This window comes from Streptomyces sp. NBC_01471, assembly GCF_041438865.1.
Taxonomy (GTDB): Bacteria; Actinomycetota; Actinomycetes; order Streptomycetales; family Streptomycetaceae; genus Streptomyces.
In genome coordinates, this window is sequence record NZ_CP109450.1 from 7,389,690 (window position 1) to 7,413,613 (window position 23,924).

Annotated in this window: 18 protein-coding genes; 12 read left to right on the plus strand and 6 right to left on the minus strand. The window is 71.1% G+C overall.

The annotated features are described in order from the left end of the window. Positions 1 to 114: 114 nt before the first annotated feature. Together OG285_RS33400 and OG285_RS33405 are read right to left on the minus strand one after the other, a co-directional pair. Positions 115 to 3,063: an FAD-binding and (Fe-S)-binding domain-containing protein gene (locus OG285_RS33400; protein WP_371793182.1), complete on the minus strand. Its 2,949-nt coding sequence runs from the start codon at positions 3,061 to 3,063 to the stop codon at positions 115 to 117. Positions 3,064 to 3,143: 80 nt separating this feature from the next. Next, positions 3,144 to 3,602 (minus strand): MarR family transcriptional regulator, encoded by a 459-nt coding sequence (locus OG285_RS33405; RefSeq protein ID WP_356832210.1) that lies wholly within the window; start codon positions 3,600 to 3,602, stop codon positions 3,144 to 3,146. 186 nt (positions 3,603 to 3,788) lie between these two features. On the opposite strand from OG285_RS33405, the gene OG285_RS33410 reads away from it, so the two are divergent. Then, positions 3,789 to 5,591 carry an ABC transporter ATP-binding protein gene (locus tag OG285_RS33410; protein WP_371793183.1) on the plus strand — a complete coding sequence of 601 codons (1,803 nt, stop codon included), beginning with the start codon at positions 3,789 to 3,791 and terminating at the stop codon, positions 5,589 to 5,591. Between the two features lie 387 nt (positions 5,592 to 5,978). On the opposite strand, the gene OG285_RS33415 is transcribed toward OG285_RS33410, so the two are convergent. Continuing rightward, positions 5,979 to 7,082, minus strand: coding sequence for an NAD(P)-binding domain-containing protein (locus tag OG285_RS33415; RefSeq protein WP_356832206.1), 1,104 nt, complete (start codon positions 7,080 to 7,082; stop codon positions 5,979 to 5,981). Between the two features lie 131 nt (positions 7,083 to 7,213). Here OG285_RS33415 and OG285_RS33420 point away from each other — a divergent pair, with 131 nt between their 5' ends. From OG285_RS33420 to OG285_RS33440, 5 genes are all read left to right on the plus strand, one after another. Further along, on the plus strand, positions 7,214 to 7,636 hold the full coding sequence (locus tag OG285_RS33420) for a secondary thiamine-phosphate synthase enzyme YjbQ (RefSeq protein ID WP_371793184.1): 423 nt from the start codon (positions 7,214 to 7,216) through the stop codon (positions 7,634 to 7,636). A 408-nt stretch (positions 7,637 to 8,044) separates the two neighbouring features. Beyond that, positions 8,045 to 9,004 (plus strand): carbohydrate ABC transporter permease, encoded by a 960-nt coding sequence (locus tag OG285_RS33425; protein WP_371793185.1) that lies wholly within the window; start codon positions 8,045 to 8,047, stop codon positions 9,002 to 9,004. Next, positions 9,001 to 9,879, plus strand: a complete 879-nt coding sequence (locus tag OG285_RS33430) for a carbohydrate ABC transporter permease (protein ID WP_356832194.1) — start codon at positions 9,001 to 9,003, stop codon at positions 9,877 to 9,879. Before OG285_RS33425 ends, OG285_RS33430 begins: the two co-directional genes overlap by 4 nt. Continuing rightward, entirely contained in the window at positions 9,876 to 11,243 is a 1,368-nt protein-coding gene (locus tag OG285_RS33435) for an ABC transporter substrate-binding protein (RefSeq protein ID WP_356832192.1), read from the plus strand. Before OG285_RS33430 ends, OG285_RS33435 begins: the two co-directional genes overlap by 4 nt. After that, positions 11,240 to 11,947, plus strand: a complete 708-nt coding sequence (locus tag OG285_RS33440; protein WP_356832190.1) for a glycerophosphodiester phosphodiesterase family protein — start codon at positions 11,240 to 11,242, stop codon at positions 11,945 to 11,947. Before OG285_RS33435 ends, OG285_RS33440 begins: the two co-directional genes overlap by 4 nt. Before the next feature lie 201 nt (positions 11,948 to 12,148). Here OG285_RS33440 and OG285_RS33445 read toward each other — a convergent pair whose 3' ends face one another. Then, positions 12,149 to 12,736, minus strand: a complete 588-nt coding sequence (locus tag OG285_RS33445; protein ID WP_356832188.1) for a helix-turn-helix domain-containing protein — start codon at positions 12,734 to 12,736, stop codon at positions 12,149 to 12,151. 189 nt (positions 12,737 to 12,925) lie between these two features. Between OG285_RS33445 and OG285_RS33450 the strand changes: the two genes are divergently transcribed. The 6 genes from OG285_RS33450 (at position 12,926) to OG285_RS33475 (ending at position 21,523) form a co-directional block, all read left to right on the plus strand. After that, positions 12,926 to 13,501 (plus strand): 2Fe-2S iron-sulfur cluster-binding protein, encoded by a 576-nt coding sequence (locus OG285_RS33450; RefSeq protein WP_356832186.1) that lies wholly within the window; start codon positions 12,926 to 12,928, stop codon positions 13,499 to 13,501. Next, positions 13,498 to 14,490: a xanthine dehydrogenase family protein subunit M gene (locus tag OG285_RS33455; protein ID WP_356832184.1), complete on the plus strand. Its 993-nt coding sequence runs from the start codon at positions 13,498 to 13,500 to the stop codon at positions 14,488 to 14,490. The genes OG285_RS33450 and OG285_RS33455 overlap by 4 nt, the downstream gene beginning before the upstream one ends. After that, positions 14,487 to 16,634, plus strand: coding sequence for a xanthine dehydrogenase family protein molybdopterin-binding subunit (locus OG285_RS33460; RefSeq protein ID WP_371793186.1), 2,148 nt, complete (start codon positions 14,487 to 14,489; stop codon positions 16,632 to 16,634). The genes OG285_RS33455 and OG285_RS33460 overlap by 4 nt, the downstream gene beginning before the upstream one ends. Further along, complete coding sequence (locus OG285_RS33465) at positions 16,627 to 17,748, plus strand: XdhC family protein (protein ID WP_371793187.1); 1,122 nt, start codon at positions 16,627 to 16,629, stop codon at positions 17,746 to 17,748. Before OG285_RS33460 ends, OG285_RS33465 begins: the two co-directional genes overlap by 8 nt. A 91-nt stretch (positions 17,749 to 17,839) precedes the next feature. Further along, entirely contained in the window at positions 17,840 to 19,042 is a 1,203-nt protein-coding gene (locus OG285_RS33470) for a cytochrome P450 (RefSeq protein WP_371793188.1), read from the plus strand. 207 nt (positions 19,043 to 19,249) lie between these two features. Next, entirely contained in the window at positions 19,250 to 21,523 is a 2,274-nt protein-coding gene (locus OG285_RS33475; protein WP_371793189.1) for a PQQ-binding-like beta-propeller repeat protein, read from the plus strand. 180 nt (positions 21,524 to 21,703) lie between these two features. Here OG285_RS33475 and OG285_RS33480 read toward each other — a convergent pair whose 3' ends face one another. Both OG285_RS33480 and OG285_RS33485 read right to left on the minus strand, forming a co-directional pair. Continuing rightward, entirely contained in the window at positions 21,704 to 22,861 is a 1,158-nt protein-coding gene (locus tag OG285_RS33480; RefSeq protein ID WP_371793190.1) for an LLM class flavin-dependent oxidoreductase, read from the minus strand. Beyond that, positions 22,858 to 23,901 (minus strand): ABC transporter substrate-binding protein, encoded by a 1,044-nt coding sequence (locus OG285_RS33485; protein ID WP_371793191.1) that lies wholly within the window; start codon positions 23,899 to 23,901, stop codon positions 22,858 to 22,860. Before OG285_RS33485 ends, OG285_RS33480 begins: the two co-directional genes overlap by 4 nt. Positions 23,902 to 23,924: the final 23 nt, after the last annotated feature.

The following is a 23,924-nucleotide window of genomic DNA, read 5'->3' on the forward strand; positions in this document are numbered from 1 at the left end:
GGGCTCAAACCGTGCAAGGTTCGCGCTCCACCACGCTTCGGGGCAATCGAATTTCCGCCCGGGGTCCCGAACAGGACACCGTCGTGCGGACCCCACCGCGTCGGTGGCGGCGGGTCAGCCGGTCCGGCTCGACCCGGGGTCCGGGCGGGTCGCCCGCTCCAGCTCAAGCAGTACGGAGTAGTAACCGCGCCCCGTCGCCCGGTCCATACCGACCTCGCACATCCGGTTCGCCGAGAGGTACGCGTCGAAGCGCCGGGAGTTGACCTCGGCCGCCTCCGGAGCCGTCGCGGCGGCGGTGAGCTCCTTGTGGAGCATCCCGCGGTCCCCCGCGAAGGCGCAGCAGCCGAGGGTGTCGGGGACGACGACCTCCTCGGCACAGGACTCGGCGACGGCCCTCAACTGCGGTTCGTCGCCCAGGTGCTGCATGGAACAGGTGGGGTGGAGCACGGCGGAGCCGGTCTTGCGGAGCACGGTCAGGCGGGGGAGCAGCTCGTCCGCAGCCCAGACGACTGAGTCGACGATCCTCAGCTCGCGGTGCAGCGCACGGTTGTCGTCCGTGAGGTAGGGGACCACCTCGTGGGCGATGCCCAGGGTGCAGGACGACGCGTCCACGATCAGCGGGTACTTGCCGCCGCCGGTCCAGCCCCAGGCGGCCTCGACGATGCGGTTGGCCATCACGGTGTTGCCCTCGTCGTACCCCTTGGAGTGCCAGATCGTCGCGCAGCAGGTCCCCGCGACATCGTCCGGGATCCACACGGGCTGTCCGGCCCGCTCGGCGAGGGCCACCACGGCCTGGGGGAGCGACGGCCCCTGGAATCCGGCCGGTTCACCGAAGATCCGGTTGACGCACGCCGGGTAGTAGACGGCGGTCGATGCCTTGCGGGAGGTAGGCGGGAGCCTGCGGGCCGCCGCGCCCGGGATCTCCGGCAGCCACTCCGGTACCAGGTCGGGGCGGACGGCCCTGCGGGCGAGGCCCGTGACGGACTCCAGGAGCCGGTCGCTGATCCGGTCCGCCGCGCCGACCGCGAGCCGCGCCGCTGCCTCGACCGTCCTGAAGTTCCGTGCGGTCAGCGCGGCCATCCGCTCCTCGCGCGGGGAGTGCCGCCGGTGGCGGAAGTCCTTCATCATCGCGCCGGTGTCGATCCCCACCGGGCAGGCGAGCTTGCAGGTGGAGTCACCCGCACAGGTGTCCACCGCGTCATATCCGTAGGCGTCCAGCAGAGCGGCCTCGACGGGGGACCCGGGGGACTGGCGCATCATCTCGCGGCGCAGCACGATCCGCTGACGGGGAGTTGTCGTCAGATCGTGGCTGGGACACGTGGGTTCACAGAATCCGCACTCGATGCAGGGGTCGGCGATCAGTTCCACCCCGGGGATGGTCTTGAGCCCGCGCAGGTGGGCCTCGGGGTCCCGGTCCAGCACGATGCGGGGGGCGAGCACTCCGCCGGGGTCGATGATCTGCTTGATCCGCCACATCAACTCCGTGGCCCGCGGCCCCCATTCGAGCTCCAGGAAGGGTGCGATGTTCCGGCCGGTGGCGTGCTCGGCCTTGAGCGAGCCGTCGAAGCGCTCGACCGTCAGCCGGCAGAACTCGTCCATGAAGGCGGCATAGCGTGCGACGTCCGCGGGCAGCCCCGCGTCGAACGCGAGCAGGAAGTGCAGATTGCCGTGGGCCGCGTGACCGGCCACGGCGGCGTCGAAGCCGTGCCGGGTCTGCAGTTCGAGCAGCGCCGTGCAGGCGTCGGCGAGCTTCGACGGCGGTACGGCGAAGTCCTCGGTGATCAGCGTCGTGCCGGACGGACGGGCACCGCCGACCGCGGTGACGAAGGCCTTGCGTGCCTTCCAGTACCCGGCGATGGTCTGCGGGTCGCGGGTGAACGCGTTGGTGACCGAGGCGACGGGCGCCACCAGATCCAGCCCGGCGACGGCCTCGGCCGCCACCCGCTCGTACGCCTGCCTGCCCGCGTCGTCCGGCGCGCGGAACTCGACCAGCAGCGCCGTCGTCTCCTTGGGCAGCGCGGCCCAGTCGGCAGGGACCCCCGCCACACTGACCGAGGCGCGCAGGGTGTTGCCGTCCATCAGCTCGACCGCCAGGGCGCCGGCCTCGTTGAAGACCGGGACCGCCGCGGCCGCCGCCCGCAGGGTCGGGAAGAAGAGCAGTGCCGAGGAGAGCTTGCGGTCCAGCGGCAGGGTGTCGAAGACGACCTCGGAGATGAAGCCGAAGGTGCCCTCGGAACCGACCATCAGCCCGCGCAGGATCTCGACGGGGGTGGCGCCGTCCAGGAAGGCGTCCAGCCGGTAGCCGTTGGTGTTCTTGATCTCGTACTTGGCCCGGATCCGGGCGGTCAGCTCCGGGTCCGCCTCGATCTCCGCCTTGACCGCGAGCAGCCCCGCGCACAGGCCGGGCTCGGCGGCGGCGAGAGCGCCGTCGGCGGCCGGGTCGGCGGTGTCGACCACGGTGCCGCCCGGCAGCACGAAGGTCAGTGAGGCGAGCGTGCGGTACGAGTTGCGGGTGGTGCCCGCCGTCATGCCGGAGGCGTTGTTGGCGACGACTCCGCCGAGGGTGCAGGCGATGGCGCTGGCCGGGTCGGGGCCCAGGACGCGGCCGTGCCGGGCGAGCGTCGCATTGGCGCGGACGACGGTGGTGCCCGGCCGGATGCGGGCGCGTGCGCCGTCGTCCATGACCTCGACGCCGGACCAGTGACGGCGGACGTCGACGAGGATGTCCTCGCCCTGCGCCTGTCCGTTGAGCGAGGTGCCCGCCGCCCGGAAGACGACCTGGCGGCCGTTGTCCTTCGCGTAGGAGAGCACGGCCGAGATGTCGCCCATGGTCTCGGCGACCACCACGACCTGGGGAACGAAGCGGTACGGGCTGGCGTCGGACGCGTACCGCACGAGGTCGGAGACCTTCGAGAGGACCTTCTCCTCGCCCAGCAGCGCGACCAGATCGCCGCGCAGCGGCTCGGGCGTACCGGCCGACCGGGTGCCGGACACCCGGTCGGGTGCCGGCGTCCTCTTCGTACGCGGCCGGAGAGCGCCGGGCTTCGGGTCGAGCAGCGGCATGGGGGAGTCTCCTCGGCTGGACGGCTGGAGAGGTGTACGGACGGAGGGCCGGGACCGGTGCAGGGGCGGGCGCGAAGCGGTCAGAGGTGGTGGTCGCCGCTGCCGCCGTCCAGCAGGGTGGACAGCAGCTCGCCGAGCACTTCGCGCTGGTCGGCGGCCAGTGGGGCAAGGATCTCCTCCGCGGCCCGGCGCCGCGCGTCACGCAGGGCCCGCAGGGTGGCCCGGCCGCTGTCCGTCAGCTCGATCCGTACCACCCGGCGGTTGTTCGGATCGGGCACCCGGCGGACGCTGCCGCCCTCCTCCAGCGCGTCGACGAGGCTGGTGACCGCGCGCGGCACCACTTCGAGCCGCTGGGCCAGGTCGGCCATGCGCGGTGGTTCGGGGCAGTGCGCGACCGTACGCAGCAGACGGGACTGCGCGGGGGTGATGCCGACCGGCTCCAGGTGCTGCTTGTGGATCCGGTGGAGCCTGCGCGTCAGCCGGAGGAGCTGCTCGGCCAGCAGGCCGTCGGTGTCGGGAACACCGGGGGGTGATGACATGGGGGAACAATAACAGGACCATGTACATTGTGAGCATAGGTAACAGTGCATTATGCTCTACGAGCCCACGACCGACTCACCGTCGAGTCACAGCCCGATCGCTGCCGAATCCCTGCCGAACCGCTGTCGAATGTCTGCCGAATCCCTGCCGCGCGAATCCCTGTCGAGTCACTGCCGAAGGAGCTCATGAAACCCGACCGCCCCGATTGGACGCCCCCGCCCCGAGGGGCCGGGCAGCCGCCCCCCGAAGCGCGGCGCATCATCCGGCTCTTCCGCCCCTACCGCGCGCGCCTGGCGCTCGTCGGACTGCTGGTCTGCGCCTCGTCGCTGGTCTCGGTCGCCTCGCCGTTCATGCTGCGGGCGATCCTCGACACCGCGATCCCGCAGGGCCGTACCGGTCTGCTGAGCCTGCTGGCCCTGGGCATGATCGCCACCGCCGTCGTGAACAGCGTCTTCGGAGTGCTCCAGACCCTCATCTCGACCACGGTCGGCCAGCGCGTCATGCACGATCTGCGCACCGCCGTCTACGCCCAGCTCCAGCGGATGCCGCTCGCCTTCTTCACCCGGACACGTACCGGCGAGGTCCAGTCCCGCATCGCGAACGACATCGGCGGTATGCAGGCGACGGTCACCTCCACCGCCACCTCCCTCGTCTCCAACCTGACGGCCGTCATCGCCACGGTCGTCGCCATGGTCGCGCTCGACTGGCGGCTGACGATCGTGTCGCTCCTGCTGCTCCCGGTGTTCGTCTGGATCAGCCGCCGGGTCGGCCGCGAGCGCAAGAGGATCACCACGGAGCGGCAGAAGCAGATGGCGGTGATGGCCGCCACGGTCACCGAGTCGCTGTCGGTCAGCGGCATCCTGCTCGGGCGCACCATGGGCCGCTCCGAGTCGCTCACGCAGGGTTTCGCCACGGAGTCCGAGCGGCTCGTCGACCTCGAAGTGCGCTCCAGCATGGCCGGGCGGTGGCGGATGTCGACCATCGGCATCGTGATGGCCGCGATGCCGGCCGTCATCTACTGGGCGGCGGGTCTGGCGCTCCAGGAAGGCGGCCCCCAGGTCTCCATCGGTACGCTCGTCGCGTTCGTCTCGCTCCAGCAGGGCCTCTTCCGCCCGGCGGTCAGCCTCCTCTCGACCGGTGTGGACATGCAGACGTCGATCGCCCTTTTCCAGCGGATCTTCGAGTATCTGGACCTGCCGGTGGACATCACGGAACCTGAGAGTCCGGTCGCGCTGGACGAGGTCCGTGGTGAAGTGCGCTTCCAGCACGTCGATTTCGGCTACGACGAGAAGAGCGGCCCCACCCTGGAGGGCATCGACATCGCGGTGCCAGCGGGCGGCAGCCTGGCGGTCGTCGGCCCCACCGGTTCGGGCAAGTCCACCCTCAGTTATCTGGTGCCCCGGCTGTACGACGTGACCGGCGGAAAGGTCACGCTGGACGGTGTCGACGTACGCGACCTCGACTTCGCCACCCTGGCGCGGGCCGTGGGCGTCGTCTCGCAGGAGACGTACCTCTTCCACGCGTCGGTCGCCGACAACCTGCGCTTCGCCAAGCCGGACGCCACCGACGCCCAGCTCGAAGAGGCGGCCAGGGCCGCACAGATCCACGAGCACATCGCTTCGCTGCCCGACGGGTACCGGACCCTGGTCGGCGAGCGCGGTTACCGCTTCTCGGGCGGGGAGAAACAGCGCCTGGCCCTGGCCCGGACGATCCTGCGCGACCCGCCGGTCCTGATCCTCGACGAGGCGACCAGCGCCCTGGACACCCGCACCGAACACGCGGTGCAGCAGGCCATCGACGGACTGTCGGCGGGCCGCACCACCATCACCATCGCGCACCGGCTCTCCACGGTCAGGGACGCCGACCAGATCGTGGTGCTGGACGGCGGCCGGGTCGCCGAGCGCGGCACGCATGACGAGCTGCTCGGTCTGGACGGCCGGTACGCCGCACTGGTCCGCCGGGACGGCGAACTGGCCCCGACCGTGTGACGCCCTGTGTCAGGACAATGGCACGGCGTACCAGGAGTCGGCACGGCACGGGGCACGACAGCGCCGCCGCTCCCGTGGGACGGGAAGCGACGGCGCCGGTCGGGACGAGCGTCAGACGAGCCACCCCACGAAGTGGACGATGCCGGCAAGCAGGTCGGTGAGGAAGTTCATGGTGGTGCGTTCTCCTTGCATGGTTCATCAGTGGGACTGCGCAGTCGCGGTCTGCAGCCCGTCGCTTGCGCACAGTAAGCGTCGTGCTTCGTGCGGTAGCCGGGCAAGCGAATCCGGTACGACCACACGTTCTGGCGAACACCCGATCCCCTGTTCGTGTGTTCGTGTGTTCGTACTCTCCGTTGTTCGTGCTCTCCGTGGGACCGGGCTGCCGCGTCAGGCCGCCGGCGTGCCGACGGGAACGGGCTCGCCGGACCGTTCCAGCAGCCGCCGGATGTCCCTGACCGCCGAGCGCCCCGCCCGGTTGGCGCCGATAGTGGAGGCCGAGGGCCCGTAGCCGATCAGATGGATCCGCTCGTCCCGGACCGCGCGGGTGCCGTCGAGCTGGATGCCGCCGCCCGGCTCACGGAGCCTTAGGGGTGACAGATGGTCGATGGCGGCCCGGAACCCGGTGGCCCAGAGGATGCTGTCCGCCGCCACCGTGCGGCCGGTGTCCCAGGCGACCCCGTCCGGTGTGATCCGGTCGAACATGGGCAGCCGGTCGAGAATGCCCCGGTCCCGTGCGGCCCGGATCGCGTCGTTCACCGGCAGCCCGGTCACCGAGACGACGCTCTGCGGCGGCAGCCCCCGCCGTACACGCTCCTCGACCATCGCGACCGCCCGCCGGCCCCACTCCTCGTTGAACGGCCCGTCCCTGAACACGGGCGGGCGCCGTGTCACCCAGGTCGTCCCGGCGGCGACGTCCGCGATCTCCATCAGATGCTGGGTACCGGAGGCCCCACCGCCGACGACCACGACCCGCTGCCCGGCGAACTCCTGCGGGCCGCGGTATCCCGAGGTGTGCAACTGCCTTCCCCGGAAGGTCTCCTGGCCCGGGTAGTGCGGCCAGAAGGGCCGGTCCCAGGTACCGGTGGCGCTGATCACCGCGCGCGCGGTCCACACACCCTGGGACGTCTCGACGCGCAGCCGCCCGCCGTCGCCCTCGCGTACCGCGGTGACCTCGACGGGCCGGCGCACCCGGAGCCCGAAGGCCTCCTCGTACGCCGTGAAGTACTCACCCACCACCTCGGCCGAGGGCCGGTCCCCGTCGGCGTCCGTCAGCTCCATGCCGGGCAGCGCGTGCATGCCGTGCACCTTGCCGTAGGTCAGCGACGGCCAGCGGAACTGCCAGGCGCCACCCGGCCGCGGGGCGTGGTCCAGTACGACGAAGTCCCGCCCGGGAACCAGCCCGGTACGCCGCAGGTGATAGGCGCCGGCCAGGCCCGCCTGTCCGGCGCCGATGACCACCACGTCCACTGCGCGTACCCCGAAGTCATTCACGCTTCGTCCAACAGCTCGGGCTTCCGGGATCTTCCCGCCCGGGCGGGGGACGGGCAGTGCCGGGACGCCCCCCCCGAACAGGCTCCCGCCCGGACAGGCACGCGTGCTCCGTGCGCGGGAGGATGGGACACATGTCAGACACCTTCACGACGCGCACCGTGCACATCGCGACCGGCGACCGCGAGACCGTCACCGACCTGACGGGGGAGTGCGAGGACTTCCTCCGCCAGGCCGCGGCGGGCCGCGACGGCCTGCTCAACGTCTTCGTGCCGCACGCCACGGCGGGTATCGCGATCCTGGAAACCGGCGCGGGCAGCGACGACGACCTCCTCGCGGCCCTCCACGAACTGCTGCCCGCGGACGACCGCTGGCAGCACCGCCACGGCAGCCCGGGCCACGGCAGGGACCACGTGGTACCGGCTCTGGTGGCACCGCACGCGACCCTTCCGGTGATCGGCGGGCGGCTGGAACTGGGGACGTGGCAGTCGGTGTGCTTGGTGGACACGAACGTCGACAATGCGGACCGCCGGGTGCGGCTGAGCTTCCTGGGCTGACCAGGATCGCCCCCAGCGGCCGTGCCGCCCAAGTGCTGCCGCCGACATCTCGCGGGCGCCATCTTCTGCCGCGGCGCGCGACCTCTGGAGCACGTGGCCGAGCACCGTGCCCTGCCACGCAGCGCCGCGTGCGCCGGCGGCACCGCGCATCTGGTTCAGCTCGGTCCGCGCCGTCACGCCGGCCGTCATCACACGGCGGATGTGAGATGGATGGCGCCCCCTGATGCCCAGGTGGGTGCCCGGTCACGGCGGGAACGACAGGTATCGCGCGGGGGCCGTCCGGTGTCCCGGCTGCCAATTCGTAACACGCAGGAGTGTTCTCTTCTCGTTCACTTTGTTGGTATTCCTAGGGCCGATACGGCGCCCAGCCGGGCGCGTTGTACGGTTCGCCGGAAGGACAACGCTGTCTTGACGACCGACTTGACGCAGGACGGCAGAGCGGCCCCGCCGAATCCGGCGACCGCCGGCGAGGCAGGGCCCCGGGCCCGCGCACGGCGCCGGCGGCGCGAGTACCTGCTGTTCGCCGCCTTCGCCGCCCCGAACTTCTTCTTCCTGCTGGTTTTCGCCTACTGGCCGGTGATCTACAACGCCTATCTGAGCCTCACCGACTGGGACATGATTTCCTCGTCGTGGCACATGATCGGCCTGGACAACTACACGTCGCTGTTCGCCGACCCCGACTTCCGCGGCAGCCTGTGGACGACCGTGCTGTTCGTCGTCGGAATCGTCGCGGGCGGACTGCTACTCGGCCTCGCCACCGCCCTGTTGCTCAACCAGCGGCTGCGCGGGCGGGACGTCGTGCGGACGCTGGCCTTCGCCCCGTACGTGCTCTCCGGAGCCGCTGTCGGGACCCTGTGGCTGTTCGTCTTCGATCCCAACTACGGACTGATACGCCCCCTGCTCGCCCCTCTCGGCATGGCGGCGCCGGCGATGATGACCGACTCCAAGTGGGCGCTGTCCGGTCTCGTCCTGGTCTACCTCTGGAAGAACACCGGCTTCGTGGCCGTCGTCTACCTCGCCGGTCTGCAGGGCTTACCCAGGGACGTGTTCGAGGCGGCGGCGCTGGACGGCGCGGGAGCGTGGACGCGGCTGCGCCGCATCATCCTGCCGCTGCTCTCGCCCGTCACCTTCTTCCTGCTGGTGACCTGCACCATCACCACCTTCCAGGCGTTCGATGTGATCGCCGTGATGACCAACGGCGGCCCCGGCACCTCCACCTCGATCCTGAGCTGGTTCATCTACGACCAGGGCTTCCGCACCTTCGACGCGGGCCGGGCCTCGGCCTCCGCGATGATCATGTTCGTGGTGCTGCTGCTGATCACTGGATTCCAGGCACGCTTCCTCCAGCGAAAGGTGCACTACCAGTGACAGTCGCCGACTCCCTGCCGGACGCCCGCACGGTCACCGCGGGCAGCCGCTCCGGTGCCCGCCGCGCCAAGCGCTTCGGCCTGTACGCGCTGCTCGTCCTGGTCGCCGTCATCGCGGGTGGCCCGCTGTACTGGCTGATCTCCTCGGCCCTGAAGACCAACCCGCAGATCTACAGCTACCCACCGCACTGGATCCCCACGGACCTGCGCTGGTCCAACTTCTCCGACGCCTGGAGCGCCGCGCCGTTCGGCCGGTTCTTCCTCAACTCCCTGATCGTGTCCGTGATCGGCACCACGGTCGAGCTGATCGCCGCGTTGCTCTGTGCCTACGCCTTCGTGTTCCTGCCGTTCCCCGGCAAGAAGGTCCTTTTCCTGTTCCTGCTGGGCGCGATGATGGTGCCCGGCCACGTCACGCTGCTGCCGAACTTCCTGACCATCGCCCAGCTCGGCTGGGTCAACTCCTATGCCGGCCTGATAGCACCGGGCCTCGGCTCGGTCTTCGGGACCTTCCTGTTGCGCCAGCACATGCTGACGCTGCCTCAGGAGATCACGGACGCGGCGAAGATCGACGGAGCGGGGCACCTGCGCATCCTCTTCCGGGTGGTGCTGCCGATGTCGCGCCCGATGGTGATCACCGTCGCCCTGGTCGTCATGGTCGGCAAGTGGAACGACTTCATCTGGCCGTTGATCGTCACCAGCAGCGCGGACATGCGCACCCTCCCCATCGGTCTGCTCTTCCTCCAGAACACCGAGACCTTCGCCAACTGGGGAGCGATCCTCGCCGGTGCCGTCATGGTGATCGTGCCGGTCCTCGTCATGTTCTTCTTCGCCCAGCGCTACATCATCGCCGGGCTGACCCAGGGAGCCGGAAAATGACGCGGACCTCGCTGCGGGAGTTCGCGGGCCCCGTGCTCGGCAGGCGCAGGATGCTCGGGGCAGGCGCGGGGCTGGGACTGGCCGCGGCGCTGAGCGCCTGCGGCCAGACCACGGGGACCGTCGCACAGCCCGGCGGTTCGGTACCCGATGGGTTCCGGGGGCGCACCAGGGTGGTGCTCTGGTCGACGTTCGCGGACCCGGTGGGCCCGGCCCTGCAGAAACTGGTCGACGCCTTCAACCGCGAGCAGCGGGACGTGTACGTGGAGGTGCAGTTCCAGGGCACCTACGACGAGTGCGCCCAGAAGGCGGTCATCAGCCTGCTCGGCGCCCAGGCTCCCGACTTGTGCGTGCTGTCCGACGTCAAGTGGTACAAGTTCTACTTCGGCGATGCCCTGGAGCCCTGGGACAGTTACTTCACACAGGGCGAGCTGGAGGGGACCTACAATCCGCGGCTGCTCGGTGAGGGCGTCCGCAAGGGGCACACCTGGTGGCTGCCGCTGGCCCGCTCCACGCCGCTCTTCTACTACAACAAGACGCTCTTCAAGAAGGCCGGCGTCCCGGTGCGCCCCCCGGAGAGTTACGACGAGCTCTACGACTGGTCGCACCACATCACCCGGCAGAGCGTGGGCGGCAAGCGGGTAGCCCTGGAGGGATATCAGAAAGTCGACGGGGACTGGCAGTTCCAGTGCAGTGCCTGGCAGTGGGGCGGGGCGTACTCCAAGGGGCTGGACGTCACCGTCGACGAGGGCGGCGCCGTGGCGGCGGCTGAGTGGCAGCGCAAACTGATCTTCAAGGACAAGATCGCTTACATGGCGACCGAGCCCACCGCCGACATGGGCAACCAGCTGATCGCCACGCTCGTCACCTCCACCGGTGGCCTGAAGAAGATCAACGAGATGGCGAAGGCGAACGGCTGGGAGCTGGGCACCGGCTTCCTGCCGAAGAAGGAGAAGTTCGCGGTCAACACGGGCGGCGGTGGCCTGGGCATTTTCAAGCGCGTCCCGCGGGAACGCAAGGAGGCCGCGGCCCAGTTCGTGCGCTTCCTGGCCCGCCCCGAGAACGCCGCACAGTGGGCCGTCGAGACCGGCTATCTCCCCGTGGTGCCGGCGGCGGTCAAGGAGCCCACCCTCGTCAAACTGATGAGCGACGACCCGAACTTCGCCACGGCCGTGCGGCAGTTGGACCTCACGCGCCCCTGCGACCAGGTGCGCATGACGATCCCGAACGCGAATGTGCGTATCTACACCGCTCTGCAGCGCATATGGTCGGCGAACACCCCCGCACAGCAGGCCTTCGCGGAGGTCGCCGACCAGCTACGCAAGGGCGTTGACCGTTACGGCCCCATGATTGAGGAGCACTTGTGAACCACCCCGTGAGGCGCCCTGTGGTGTACGCGCACCGTGGAGCCCGGGCCGATGAGCCGGAGAACACCGTGAGGTCCTTCCGGCGGGCTCTCGCTCTCGGCGCCGACGGCATCGAACTCGACATCCGGCTCACCTCCGACAGTCGCCTCGTCGTCATCCACGACAAGGCCGTGGACCGTACGACCGACGGCACCGGCCTCGTCGCCGACTTCACCCTGGCCGACCTCCAGGCATTGGACGCCGGGGAGGGAGAGCGCATTCCCACCTTCGACGAGGCCATGGAGGTCTGCGGGGACGTCGTCCAGATCGAGATCAAGGCCCTGGAGGCGGTGGAGGCGCTTGCCGAGCGGGAGCGCCACACTCCGCTGCCCGGGTCCGTAGTGCTGACCTCCTTCAGCAGGACCGCGGTGGAAGAGGCCGCCCGATGGCTGCCGCACGTCCCCCGCGGCCTGATCACCCACCACCCGGGCGACGAAATGATCAAGGACGCGCTGGACCTCAAGGCCACCTGGGTGTGTCCGGAGCTGAAGCCCGAGCTCACCCGGGACCTCGTGGACCGCTGTCACGAGAGCGGCATCCAGGTGGATGCCTGGCCCACCGCGGAACGTGCCCACCTGCTCCGCTGGGTCGGGATCGGAGCGGACGCCGTGACCACGGACCACCCGGGGCGGATCGACGAGTGGCTGGCCGCGTCCGGCAGCTGACGGTGTGCCCCGCGCCGGACCTCTTGGCGGTGGGAGGAGGCCGGGGCCGATTCCCGGGGACCGGGGCCGTGTCCCCCGTGACCACCGAGCGGACCCGGCGGCCATCTCGGCCCGGCCATCAGCGGTCCTGCCATCAGCGGTCCTGCCGTCAGCGGTCCTGCCCATGAGTGGTCCTGCCCATGAACCCCGCAGTCGGAATGCTCACGCAGACGCCTCCGGCGCCCCCGTTCGCAGCCCGTCCATCACCAGGTCCAGCAGCCTGCCGGCGCGGGCCTGCCAGTCACCGTGCGGGTCGATCATCCACAGGCCCGCTATCGCCAGCATGAAGTCGTCCGAGGTCACGCCGGGGCGGATCGTGCCCGCCCTCTCATTCGCCGCGAGCAGCAGCGTGACCGCTTCCGTCAGCGGACCGTGCGCGAGGCTCTTCATGGCGCCGCGGGCGGCCGTCGCCTCGCGCAGTGCCTCGGCCAGACCCGCCTTGGCCATCGCGTACTGCGCGAGCCGGTCCATCCACTCGCGCAGCGCCTCACGGGGCGGCCGGGTGCACAGCAACTGCCCGGCCGCCTCAGCGACGTGCTCCACCTCGTACCGGTACACCTCCAGGACCAGTGCTTCCCGGCTGGGGAAATTCCGGTAGAACGTGCCCTGCCCGACACCCGCTTTCCGCGCGATCGCGCTCAGTGGTGTGTCCGCCGAGTGCGTCAGCTCGGCCAGGGCCACCGCAAGGATGCGCTCACGGTTGCGCTGCGCGTCCGAGCGCAGCGCCGCCTGCCTGTTGGGGTGTCGCATCAGTCCTCCTCCGAAAGCGGCCGGGAATGATCCTTGCTGGGCGGACAGTTGTCCACTACGGTCGGAAACTCGGAGTGGACAGTTGTCCGTTTCGCATGGACCACCGTAGCGGCGGCCATGGTCCCGGCGCTCCTCCTGCATACAGCGCTGATTCTTCCCGCACACAGGAACCCGAAAGAAGGCCCCCTCATGGCCCCAGCGGGCATACCCGCCTCCAGTACCGTCACGCTGCACATCAATGGAGAGAAGTACACCCTGCCCGTCGATCACCGCACCACACTGCTCGACGCCCTGCGCGAGCGGCTCGATCTGACCGGCACGAAGAAGGGCTGCGACCAGGGGCAGTGCGGAGCCTGCACCGTGCTGGTCGACGGGCGCAGGACCGTTTCCTGCCTGCAGTTCGCGGTCGCCGCGGAGGGTCGCGACATCACCACCATCGAGGGCATCGCGGACGAACGCCTCACGGGCGGGCTGCACCCCGTCCAGCAGGCGTTCGTCGAACTGGACGGCTACCAGTGCGGCTACTGCACCCCCGGACAGATCTGTTCGGCCGTCGCCGTTCTGGAGGAGCACGCGGCCGGCTGGCCGAGCGCCGTGACCGAGGACGTGCGGCCGGAGGCCGGGCCGCCCCCGCTGACGCCGGAGGAGATCAGAGAACGGATGAGCGGGAACCTGTGCCGGTGCGGCGCCTACGTGTCGATCGTGCGGGCCGTCGCGCAGGCGGCCGCTCAGCCGGCCGACGGAGTGAAGGAGCAGGTGGCGTGAGGGAGTTCGCATACGAGCGGGCGCACGACGTGCCGGGCGCCGTGGCGGTGCTCGGCGCCGACCCCGAGGCGCGGTACCTCGGCGGCGGTACGAACCTCGTCGACCTGATGAAGGCCGGCATCGAGCGGCCCGCACGCCTCGTCGACGTACGGGCCCTGCCCCTCGACCGGGTCGAGCGGACGAGCGCCGGCGGCCTGCGGATCGGGGCGACCGTCACCAACAGCGATCTCGCCGCGCACCCCGAAGTGCGCCGCCGCTACCCGGCGCTGGCCCAGGCCGTGCTGGCCGGGGCGTCCGGCCAGCTGCGCAACATGGCCACCGTCGGCGGGAACCTGCTGCAGCGCACCCGCTGCGGCTACTTCACCGACGTGAGCAAGCCCTGCAACAAGCGCGTGCCGGGCAGCGGATGTCCCGCCGTCCGGGGCGAGCACCGCAACGCCGCGATCCTCGGCGCGAGTGAGCACTGCGTGGCCGTGCACCCGTCCGACATGGGCGTCGCGCTCACCGCCTTCGACGCCGTGGTGGAGTACGAAACCGCGGACGGTACGGGGGAGCTGGCACTCGGCGACTTCTACCGCCCGGTCGGCGACACGCCACACCTGGAGACCGCGCTGCCCGCCGGCGCGCTCATCACCGCCGTCACCCTGCCGCCCGCGCCGGTCGCCGCTCACTCCCGCTACCGCAAGGTGCGCGAGCGGGCCTCGTACGCCTTCGCCATCGGATCGGTGGCCGCCGCGCTGGATGTCCGCGACGGGGTCGTGCGCGATGTGCGGATCGCCTTCGGCGCGGTCGCGTCGCGGCCGTGGCGGGCCCGGGCCGCCGAACGGGAACTGCTGGGCAGGCCCGCGGACGGCACCTCGTTCGCCGACGCGGCCGACGCCGAGCTGGCGGAGGCCTCCGCGCTGCCGCACAACGCGTACAAGGTGCCACTGATGCGCAATCTGGTCGTGGCACTCCTCACGGAGCTGGAGCAGGAGGCGACCCGATGACCACACCGAGCACAGCGCCCACAGCGCCCGTCACGGCGAAGCCGGACGCGGTCGGCGTCTCCCACACCCGCATCGAGGGCCTCGACAAGGTCACCGGCGCCGCCCGCTACGCGAGCGAGGTCCCCTTCACCGAACTCGCCCACGGCTGGCTGGTGCTGTCGACCGTGGCCCGAGGCCGGATCCGCTCGATCGACGAAGACGCGGTACGCGCCATGCCCGGCGTGCTCACCGTCCTGCACCACCGCGCCGCGCCACGTGTGAGGGACGACGTCGTCGGGGCGCTCGGCCGCCCCGACCCGATCGTCGAGGTCTTCCAGCACGACCGGATCCCGCACGCCGGGTGGCCCGTCGCGCTGGTCGTCGCCGAGACGTCCGAGCAGGCGCGCGAGGCCGCCGAGGCGCTCGTCGTCGAGTACGACGAGGAGCCGCACGACGTCGGCTTCCACGCGGACAAGGACGGCGTCTACACACCGCAGGACGCGGAGAGCACGAAGGGCGACCTGGATGCCGAACTCGCCGCGTCCACCGTGGTACTGGACGCCAGGTACACGACGCCCGAGCAGCACCACTGCGCCATGGAGCCCCATGCCGTGACGGTGCGCTGGAACGGCGGGCGGCTGGAGGTCCACGACTCCAACCAGGGCAGCAAGTGGATCGCCGACGACCTCGCCCATCTGTTCTCGCTCGACCTGTCCGCCGTGCACGTACGCTCCGAGCATGTCGGCGGCGCCTTCGGCTCCAAGGGGCTGCGCTCGCACCACGTCGCCGCCGTGATGGCCGCGACGGAGCTGCAGCGTCCGGTCCGGGTGGCCCTGACGCGACGTCAGGTGTTCGCGATCACCGGATACCGCAGCCCCACCACTCAGCGGGTGCGGCTCGGAGCCGACGAGGACGGGCGGCTGCGCGCCTTCGCCCACGAGAACCAGTCGCTCACCTCGAACCTGCGGGAGTTCGTCGAGGGCAGCGCCTCCTACGGACGCACCATGTACGACGCCGTCGCGCACCACACCGTCAACCGTGTCGTGCCCGTCGATGTGGGCACACCCACCTGGATGCGGGCCCCCGGCGAGGCCCCGGGTTCGTTCGCGGTGGAGTCGGCGCTCGACGAGCTCGCCGAGCGGCTCGGCATGGACCCGATCGCACTGCGCGCCCGCAACGAGCCGGCGGTCGGCCCGCTCTCCGGGCTGCCGTTCAGCAGCCGCAACCTGCTCTCCTGCTTCGAGGAGGGCGCCCGGCGGTTCGACTGGGCCGCACGTGACCCCCGTCCGCGCATACGCCGCGAGGGCCGCTGGCTCCTGGGCACCGGTGTCGCCGCCTCCACGTTCCAGGCGGGCGCGGCCGCTTCGACGGCCTCGGTCACCGCGGAGCCCGGCGGCACCTTCACCGTCCGGATCACCGCCGCCGACGTCGGTACCGGCGCACGGACAGCCCTGACCCTCATCGCCGCCGACGCGCTCGACGTGACGCCCGGGCGGGTCCACGTCCGCATCGCCGACAGCGACTTCGGGGCGGCCTGGGTGGCGGGCGGCTCGATGGGCACCCGGTCCTGGGGCTGGGCCGTCATGTCCGCGGCGCGCGAGCTGCGCGAGCGGCTTGTCCTGGCCGGCGGGGAGATCCCGGAGGACGGTCTCACGGCCCGCACCGACACCGCCGCACTCATCGCGGCGCTCGCCCAGAAGGAGCGGTACTCGTTCGGCGCGCAGTTCGCCGAGGTCGCCGTCGACGTGACCACCGGGGAGGTGCGGGTACGGCGGCTGCTCGGGGTCTTCGCGGCCGGCCGGATAATCAACCCCCTGACGGCGCGCAGCCAGTTGGTGGGCGGCATGACCTGGGGGCTGTCCATGGCGCTGCACGAGGAGGCGGTGCGTGACCAGGCGTCCGGCGGCCACATCGGCGCGGACTTCGCGGGCTACCACTTCGCCGCGAACGCAGACGTGCCGGCCATCGAGGCCGACTGGGTCGACGACCCCGACCCGGACGACCCCGTCGGCATCAAGGGCGTCGGCGAGATCGGCATCGTCGGCACGGCCGCCGCCATCACCAACGCCGTATGGCACGCCACCGGAGTGCGCCACCGCGATCTGCCGCTCCGGCCCGACCGGGTGATCCTCGCCGAGGCGCACAGAGACGAGCGGCATGCTTGATATCGCCGCCGACCTGAGCCAATGGGCCGGGCAGGGAAGGGACTTCGCGGTCGCCACCGTCGTCTCGGTGACCGGCAGCGCGCCCCGTCCGCCCGGCTCGGCCCTCGCCGTGGACGCCTCGGGGCAGGTCATCGGCTCGGTCTCCGGCGGGTGCGTCGAGGGCGCCGTGTACGAGCTGTGCGTCGAGGCACTGCGCGACGGGGTGGTACGCCGCGAGCGGTTCGGGTACAGCGACGACGACGCGTTCGCCGTCGGGCTCACCTGCGGCGGGACGGTGGAGGTGCACGTCGTTCCGGTCCGCGCGGACGCGCCGTCCCGTACGACGGTGGAGAGGGCGCTGGCTGCCGCGGTGCGCGGCGAGCCGGTGGCGCTGGCCCGGATCCTCGACGGCCCCGCCGAACTCGTCGATAGTGGAGCGGTGTTGATGGTGCGGCCCGACGGGTCGGATGAGGGGGCGCTCGGCTCGGTGGACGACTCCGGGCTCGCCGCGCAGGCCCGGGCACTGCTCGACCTCGGGCGGACCGGGGAGTGTGTGGTGCCGGAGAGTTCGGCTCGGTGCGGCGGCGACGTCACCCTGTTCGTCGAGTCCAGCGTGCCGCCCGCGCGGATGATCGTGTTCGGAGCGGTGGACTTCGCGGGGGCGCTGGTGCGGGTGGGCAAACTGCTCGGCTTCCACGTGACCCTCTGCGACGCTCGCGGTGTCTTCGCGACACCGGCCCGGTTCCCCGAGGCGGACGAGGTGGTGGTGGAGTGGCCGGACCGCTATCTGCGCGACACCGTCACGGACGAGCGGACCGTGCTGTGCGTGCTCACGCACGACTCCAAGTTCGACGTGCCGCTGCTGGAGGTCGCCCTGCGGCTGCCGGTCGCCTACGTCGGTGCGATGGGCTCGCGCCGCACCCATGAGGACCGGCTCCGCAAACTTCGGGAGGCCGGGGTGGGGGAGAGCGAGCTTGCACGGCTGTGCTCCCCCATCGGCCTGGACACCGGCGGCCGCACACCGGAGGAGACGGCTGTCTCCATCGGCGCCGAGATCGTCGCGGTCCTCCGGGGCGGCGACGGGGCACCGCTGAGCCGTGGCGGGGGGCCGATCCATCGCCCGGGCCGTGCGTGAGGCCGTCAGGGGGCGCGGCCCGGCTACCGGGCCGCGCCCCCTCCGTATCATTCGGCCTCTTCGCCGGGCCCCCCTCATTAGGGTGGAGTCCATGGTCACCACAACGCCCAGTCAGTCCCCCTTCGTTGATCCGGCAGAGCTGGTCGCGGACCCGTACTCGGCGTACTCCCGCCTTCGCGAGGCCGGGCCCGTCCACCGCATCACCGGAACGGACGGGCTTCCGGCCTGGGTGGTCACGCGCTACGACGACGTACGCCAGGCCCTCGCCGATCCCCGGCTCTCTCTCGACAAGCGCAATGCGGCGCCCGGCGGCTACCACGGGCTCGCGCTGCCGCCGGCGCTGGACGCGAACCTGCTGAACATGGACCCGCCGGACCACACCCGCATCCGGCGCCTGGTGTCCCGGGCGTTCACCCCGCGCCACATCGCCCGCCTGCGCGGACCCATCAGGGAAACCGCCGACTCACTGCTCGACGCCATCGAACCGTACGGTCACGCCGACCTGATCGCCTCGTACGCCGCACCGCTGCCGATCACCGTGATCTGTGACCTGCTCGGTGTGGCTCCGCACGATCGCCATGACTTCCGTTCCTGGACCGACGCCCTGGTCGCCCCGGACCCGGCGCAACCGCACCGGGCGAAGGAATCCGTCCGCAGCATGCTGGCCTTCTTCACCCGGCTCATCGCCGACAAGCACGCTTCACCCGCAGACGACCTGCTCTCGTCCCTGATCGCCGTACGCGACGACGCGGACCGGCTGAGCGAGGACGAGCTCATGTCGCTGGCCTTCCTGATCCTGGTCGCCGGGTACGAGAACACCGTGCACCTGATCGGCAACTCCACCCTGGCCCTGCTCAGCCATCCCGACCAGCTGAGCGCGGTCCGCGCCGATCCCGGACGGCTGGGCGGCGCGGTCGAGGAACTGGCCCGCTACGACGGTCCCGTGCCCCTGGCCATCCGGCGCTTCCCCACCGAGGACATCACCATCGGAGGGGTCGGCATCCCGGCCGGTGAGACCGTCCTGTTGTCCCTGGCCGCCGCGCACCGCGACCCGCATCGCTTCACCGAGCCGGACCGGCTCGACATCGGCCGTGACGCCGCCGGTCATCTCGCCCTCGGTCACGGCATCCACTACTGCCTCGGCGCACCGCTGGCCCGGATGGAGACCGAGGTCGCTCTCGCCGCGCTCCTCGACCGTTTCCCGGACCTGGCCCTCGACGTCGCTCCGGACGTACTGCGGTGGCGCCCGTCCATGCGCTCCCGCGGGCTGCTCGGCCTGCCGGTGCGCTTCTGAGGACAGGGCGGATCCGCCGCCCCGGCGGAGTGTGGCGGCTGCGCACACCAGCGATACCGGCCGTCGGGTGCGCCACGGGAGCAGTCGTGGGCTCCTTGTCCGCCACCCGCTTTGCTCTGACGCACTGCCCTGCGGCTAGTTTGTCTCCAGGACAGGTACGCAGGCCCGTGGTGGCAGAGGTGCACGGGGGACGAGAGGTCGGGAAGAGTGTCGCTGCGCGGAGGCGATCCAGCGGAGATCGGCGGTTATCCGCTTGAGGCGCGGCTCGGTTCGGGTGGCATGGGCACGGTCTTCCTGGCCCGTACGAGTTCGGGGCGGCCTGTCGCGATCAAACTGATCCACCAGCAGTTCGCGGCGGACGACGAGTTCCGCATCCGCTTCCGGCAGGAGGTGGCGGCGGCGAGGCGGGTGAGCGGCGCGTTCACCGCCGCCGTGGTCGACGCCGCCCCTGAGGCCGACCAGCCGTGGATGGCGACGGCCTACATCGAGGGGCACACGCTCGCCCAGCGCATCGCCACCGAGGGCCCGCTGAACGGAGCGGAGCTGCGGAAGCTCGCCATCGGGCTGGCGGAGGCGCTGCGCGACATCCACCGGGTGGGGGTCGTCCACCGTGACCTGAAGCCCTCGAACGTCGTGCTCTCGCCCGAGGGTCCGCGCGTCATCGACTTCGGCATTTCGCGCGCCGTCGACCAGCAGACGCTGACGATGACGGGGCGGGTCATCGGTACGCCGCCCTTCATGTCGCCGGAGCAGTTGCAGGCGCCGCGTGGTGTGGGGCCGCGGTCCGATGTCTTCTCGCTGGGGACCCTGCTGGTGTACGCGTCCACGGGCCACGGGCCCTTCGACGCGGACAGCCCGTACATGACGGCCTATCAGGTGGTGCACGAGGAGCCGTCACTGGGTGTCGTTCCGGTGACTCTGCGTGCGGTCGTCGAGTCGTGCCTGGCCAAGGAGCCGGAGGGGCGCCCCTCGGCGGACGAACTCCTCGTGCTGCTGCGGGACCTGCCTGCCGACCTCGGCGGGACCGACACGAACGGGGCCGGCGCGGGACGCACCCGCGACATGATCACCCAGCACCACTTCGCGACGCCGGCCACCCCGGCGCCGACCGTCCCGCCGACCGACCCGCTCACTGCCCCGACCACTGCCCCGGCCGGTCCCGACACGGGGAGCACCGGCGTCCCCATCGCCCGCCGTCTGCGTCGCCGGTGGCGGCCCGTGGTCGCGGCCGCGGTCGCGGTGGCGGCGATCGGCGGGGGAGCCACCGCGCTGAAGGCGGGCGGCTTCGGGGGGAGCAGCGGCGGCCACAAGGACCACAGCGTCGCGGTGCCGGGAGCCGCACTTCCACTTCCGGACGGGTTCGAGCCGTGGCGCAAGACTGTGCTGGGCGGTCGTAAGGACATCCCCGACGAGCTGCGTTGCGTCGCGCGCGACGACGCGCTGTTCTGCGGGGGCGGCGGTGTGGTAGCGACCCGTATCAGGGCCCGGGACGGCTCGCGGGTGTGGACGGCGAACAGTCCGGGCGTCCCTGTCGAGGGCATGCACCTGGTCGGAGCCACCGACGACACGGTGCTCGGTTACCGCTTCGCCGCCCAGAACGATCCGCAGGCCTCTCCCCGCGAGGTGGTGGCCATCGACGCGAACAACGGCCGGGAGCTGTGGTCCGCGCCGTCCGGCGGCCAGTCGCAGGCCGTCACGGGCCGGAGCCAGGACGCCCTGGTGGCCGGCTCCGCCGTCGTGACGGTCAATGCTTCCAACTCCCGCTTCGAGGCCCGGGAGGCGCACAGTGGCAACGTCACCTGGACGACGCCGTTCCCCGCGGGCACGCAGTGTGCTCCCGTCGGGGTGGGCCCACGGCTCTTCGCGATGTGCGCGACGAATGCGGAGGTGAATGCCCTGGAGGTGAGCCACCCCACCCTCTACCCGGTCGACCGCGCCTCGGGGACCCTGGGCAGGCCCATCGCGGTCAACGGCCCCGCCGTGCCGATGGGCGTCGCCGACGGCAGGCTCGTACTCCTTCAGGAGCACATGGAGGGACCGGCGCTGGCCGGTTACGACGGGGTGGCGCGGGTCGACCCGGCCTCACGGAAGGTGACGTACTCCCGGCTGGCCAGGACGTACGCGGGGACGCCCGGCATGGCGGACGGCACCCTCTACGTGAGCGGGCAGACCGGTCTCGTCACGGCGCTCGACCCCGGGACCGGCCGGCAGCGGTGGGCGCGGCAGACAAGCGTGGAGGGCGCGTCGGGACCCGTGAGCGGAGCCGGCGCGCTGTATTTCAGCTCGGCCACCGGCCGGGTGGTCGCGCTGTCGCCGTACGACGGCAAGCCCCTGTGGACCACAGATCCGCAGGCCGACGGTTTGACGGGCGAGCAGGGCGCAAGCCCGCGCGTGACCGTCGTGGGGCGTGCGGTGGTCGTGGCCGCGGCCAAGAACTCTCTCTTCGCCTTCGACGCGCTGAAGCCGCCGAAGGCGGGCTGACTGCGGCACCACCCGCTGCGGAACTGCGTGATGATCCGGGAGACCCGGCCGGCAGACCGACCGGGCGCCTGCCCGGTCGGGCGCCGCCGCACCTCTGACCTGACCGCCTCCGGGCACGGTGCCCCGGCATCGACCGGGGCACCGATTCAGCCACGCGGCGGGTCCTGCCGTCGCTCCCGGTCAGCGACCACCCGCGAACTGGACCGGCGCGCCGGTGGCCGCCAGCTCCGGCAGCAGACCACGGGACGCCAGCTCGGGCCGCACGCCCTCACCGAACCAGTACGCCTCCTCCAGATGCGGGTAGCCGGAGAACACGAAGTGCTCGATGCCGAGCGCGTGGTACTCCTCGATCCGGTCCGCGACATCGGCGTGACTGCCCACCAGTGCGGTACCCGCACCACCGCGCACGAGCCCGACGCCCGCCCACAGATTCGGGGAGATCTCCAGCTTGTCGCGCGATCCGCCGTGCAGTGCGAGCATGCGCTGCTGGCCCACCGACTCGCTCTTGCCCAGGGCCTGTTGGGCAGCGGCGACCGTCTCCGGGCCGAGGTCGTCGAGCAGCCGGTCCGCGGTCGCCCACGCCTCGCGTGCGGAGTCCCGGGAGATGGTGTGCAGCCGGATACCGAACCGCACGGTGCGTCCGCGTTCCTCGGCCAGTGAACGGATCCAGTCGATCTTCTGCTTCACCTGGGCCGGAGGTTCGCCCCAGGTGAGGTACACGTCCGCGTGCTCGGCGGCGACGGGGCCCGCTGCCGGGGACGAACCGCCGAAGAAGATCTCCGGCAGCGGGTCCGGTGGCAGCGCGGTCAGCCCGCCCTCGACCTGGTAGTGCTTGCCGTCGAAGTCGTACGGCTTCCCGCTCCACGCACCACGCACGACCGAGAGGAATTCGGCGGTCCGCTCGTAGCGGCGGTCATGGTCCAGATGGTCACCGAAGCGCTTCTGCTCGGTGGAGTCACCCCCTGTCACCACGTTGAGCAGCAGCCGCCCCCGGGTGATCCGCTGGTACGTCGCCGCCATCTGGGCCGCCAGTACCGGGGAGATGACGCCGGGCCGGAACGCCACCAGGAACTTCAGCCGCTCGGTGTGCTGCGCGAGCGCCACGGTCGTCAGCCAGGCGTCCTCGCACCAGGTGCCCGTCGGAGTGAGCACGGCCTCGAAACCCAGCTGTTCCGCGGCCTTGGCGATCTGCGCCAGGTACTCGATGTCGGGCGCGCGCACACCGCTGACCGGGGTGATGCGGTCACGCTTGATGCCCCCGTCGGTGTAGGCGTGCCGGTCGACCAGAGTGCGGCCGTCCCCGCCGGTGGGGAGGAACCAGTTCAGGTGGACGCTCATGAGGAGGAACCCTTCGCGTAGGAGAGAGGCGCTGTGGTGGAGGGGGGAAGGGTGCCGTTGAAGCGCCGGTCGACGTAGTCCTTGAACGAGAAGCGGCGGGGGATCAGCTTCAGTCCGGCGAAGGCGTCGGCGATCTTCTGCTCGGAGGCGATGGCCGCGTCGTCCACGGCGACGGGTACCCGCGTCCCGTTGGTGCGCTTCACCGCGGCGAGTGCCACGCCGTACGGCAGTCCGGTCTCCTTCGCCCAGACCTTCGCCCATGCCTCGGGGTGCTTGAAGACCCACGACTGTGCCCGGTTGAGGCGGGTGAGGTAGTCGGAGACCGCCGCGGACTTGCGCTTGTCCTTGAGCGCCGAGGGCGAGGCCACCTGGAAGGAGAGCCCGTTGACCACACCCTGGCCGGTGGTCAGGATGCGCCCGTGAGCGGTCTTGAGCACCTGCGAGGTGTACGGGTCCCAGACCGCCCAGGCGTCGACCTTGCCGCGGCTGAAGGCCGCGAGCGCGTCGGCCGGCTGCAGATACTTCACCTTCACGTCGCTCATCTTCAGACCCGCCTGCTTGAGCGAGGCGAGCAGCTGGAAGTGGGCCGAGCTGCCCTGCGCCACGGCGACCGACTTGCCCTTGAGCGCGGCGACGGACTTCAGCGGTGAGTTCCCGGGGACGACGATCGCCTCACCCGCCGAGGATCCGTGGGAGGCGGCCACGACAGAGATCTTCGAGTTCGACCCCGCGGCGAAGACCGGCGGGGTGTTGCCGACGGCACCGATGTCGACCGCCTTGGCGTTCACGGCCTCCAGCAGCGGGGGACCGGATGTGAACGTCGACCATTTGATCTTGTACTTGAGGTGGTCGAGTTCTCCGGCGGCCCGCAGAACGGCCTCACTGCCACCCTTCTGATCCCCGACATTGAGGGTGAGGCTGCCTGATCCGTCGGTGCCGTCGCCCGGCGCACCCCCGGTATTCGCGGAGGTCGCGCCGCCGCACGCGGCCAGCAGCAGGGACAGGGGGAGGACGAGCGCGGGCAGGTATGGGCGTCGCATGGACGTGTGTCTCTCTTCCGGAT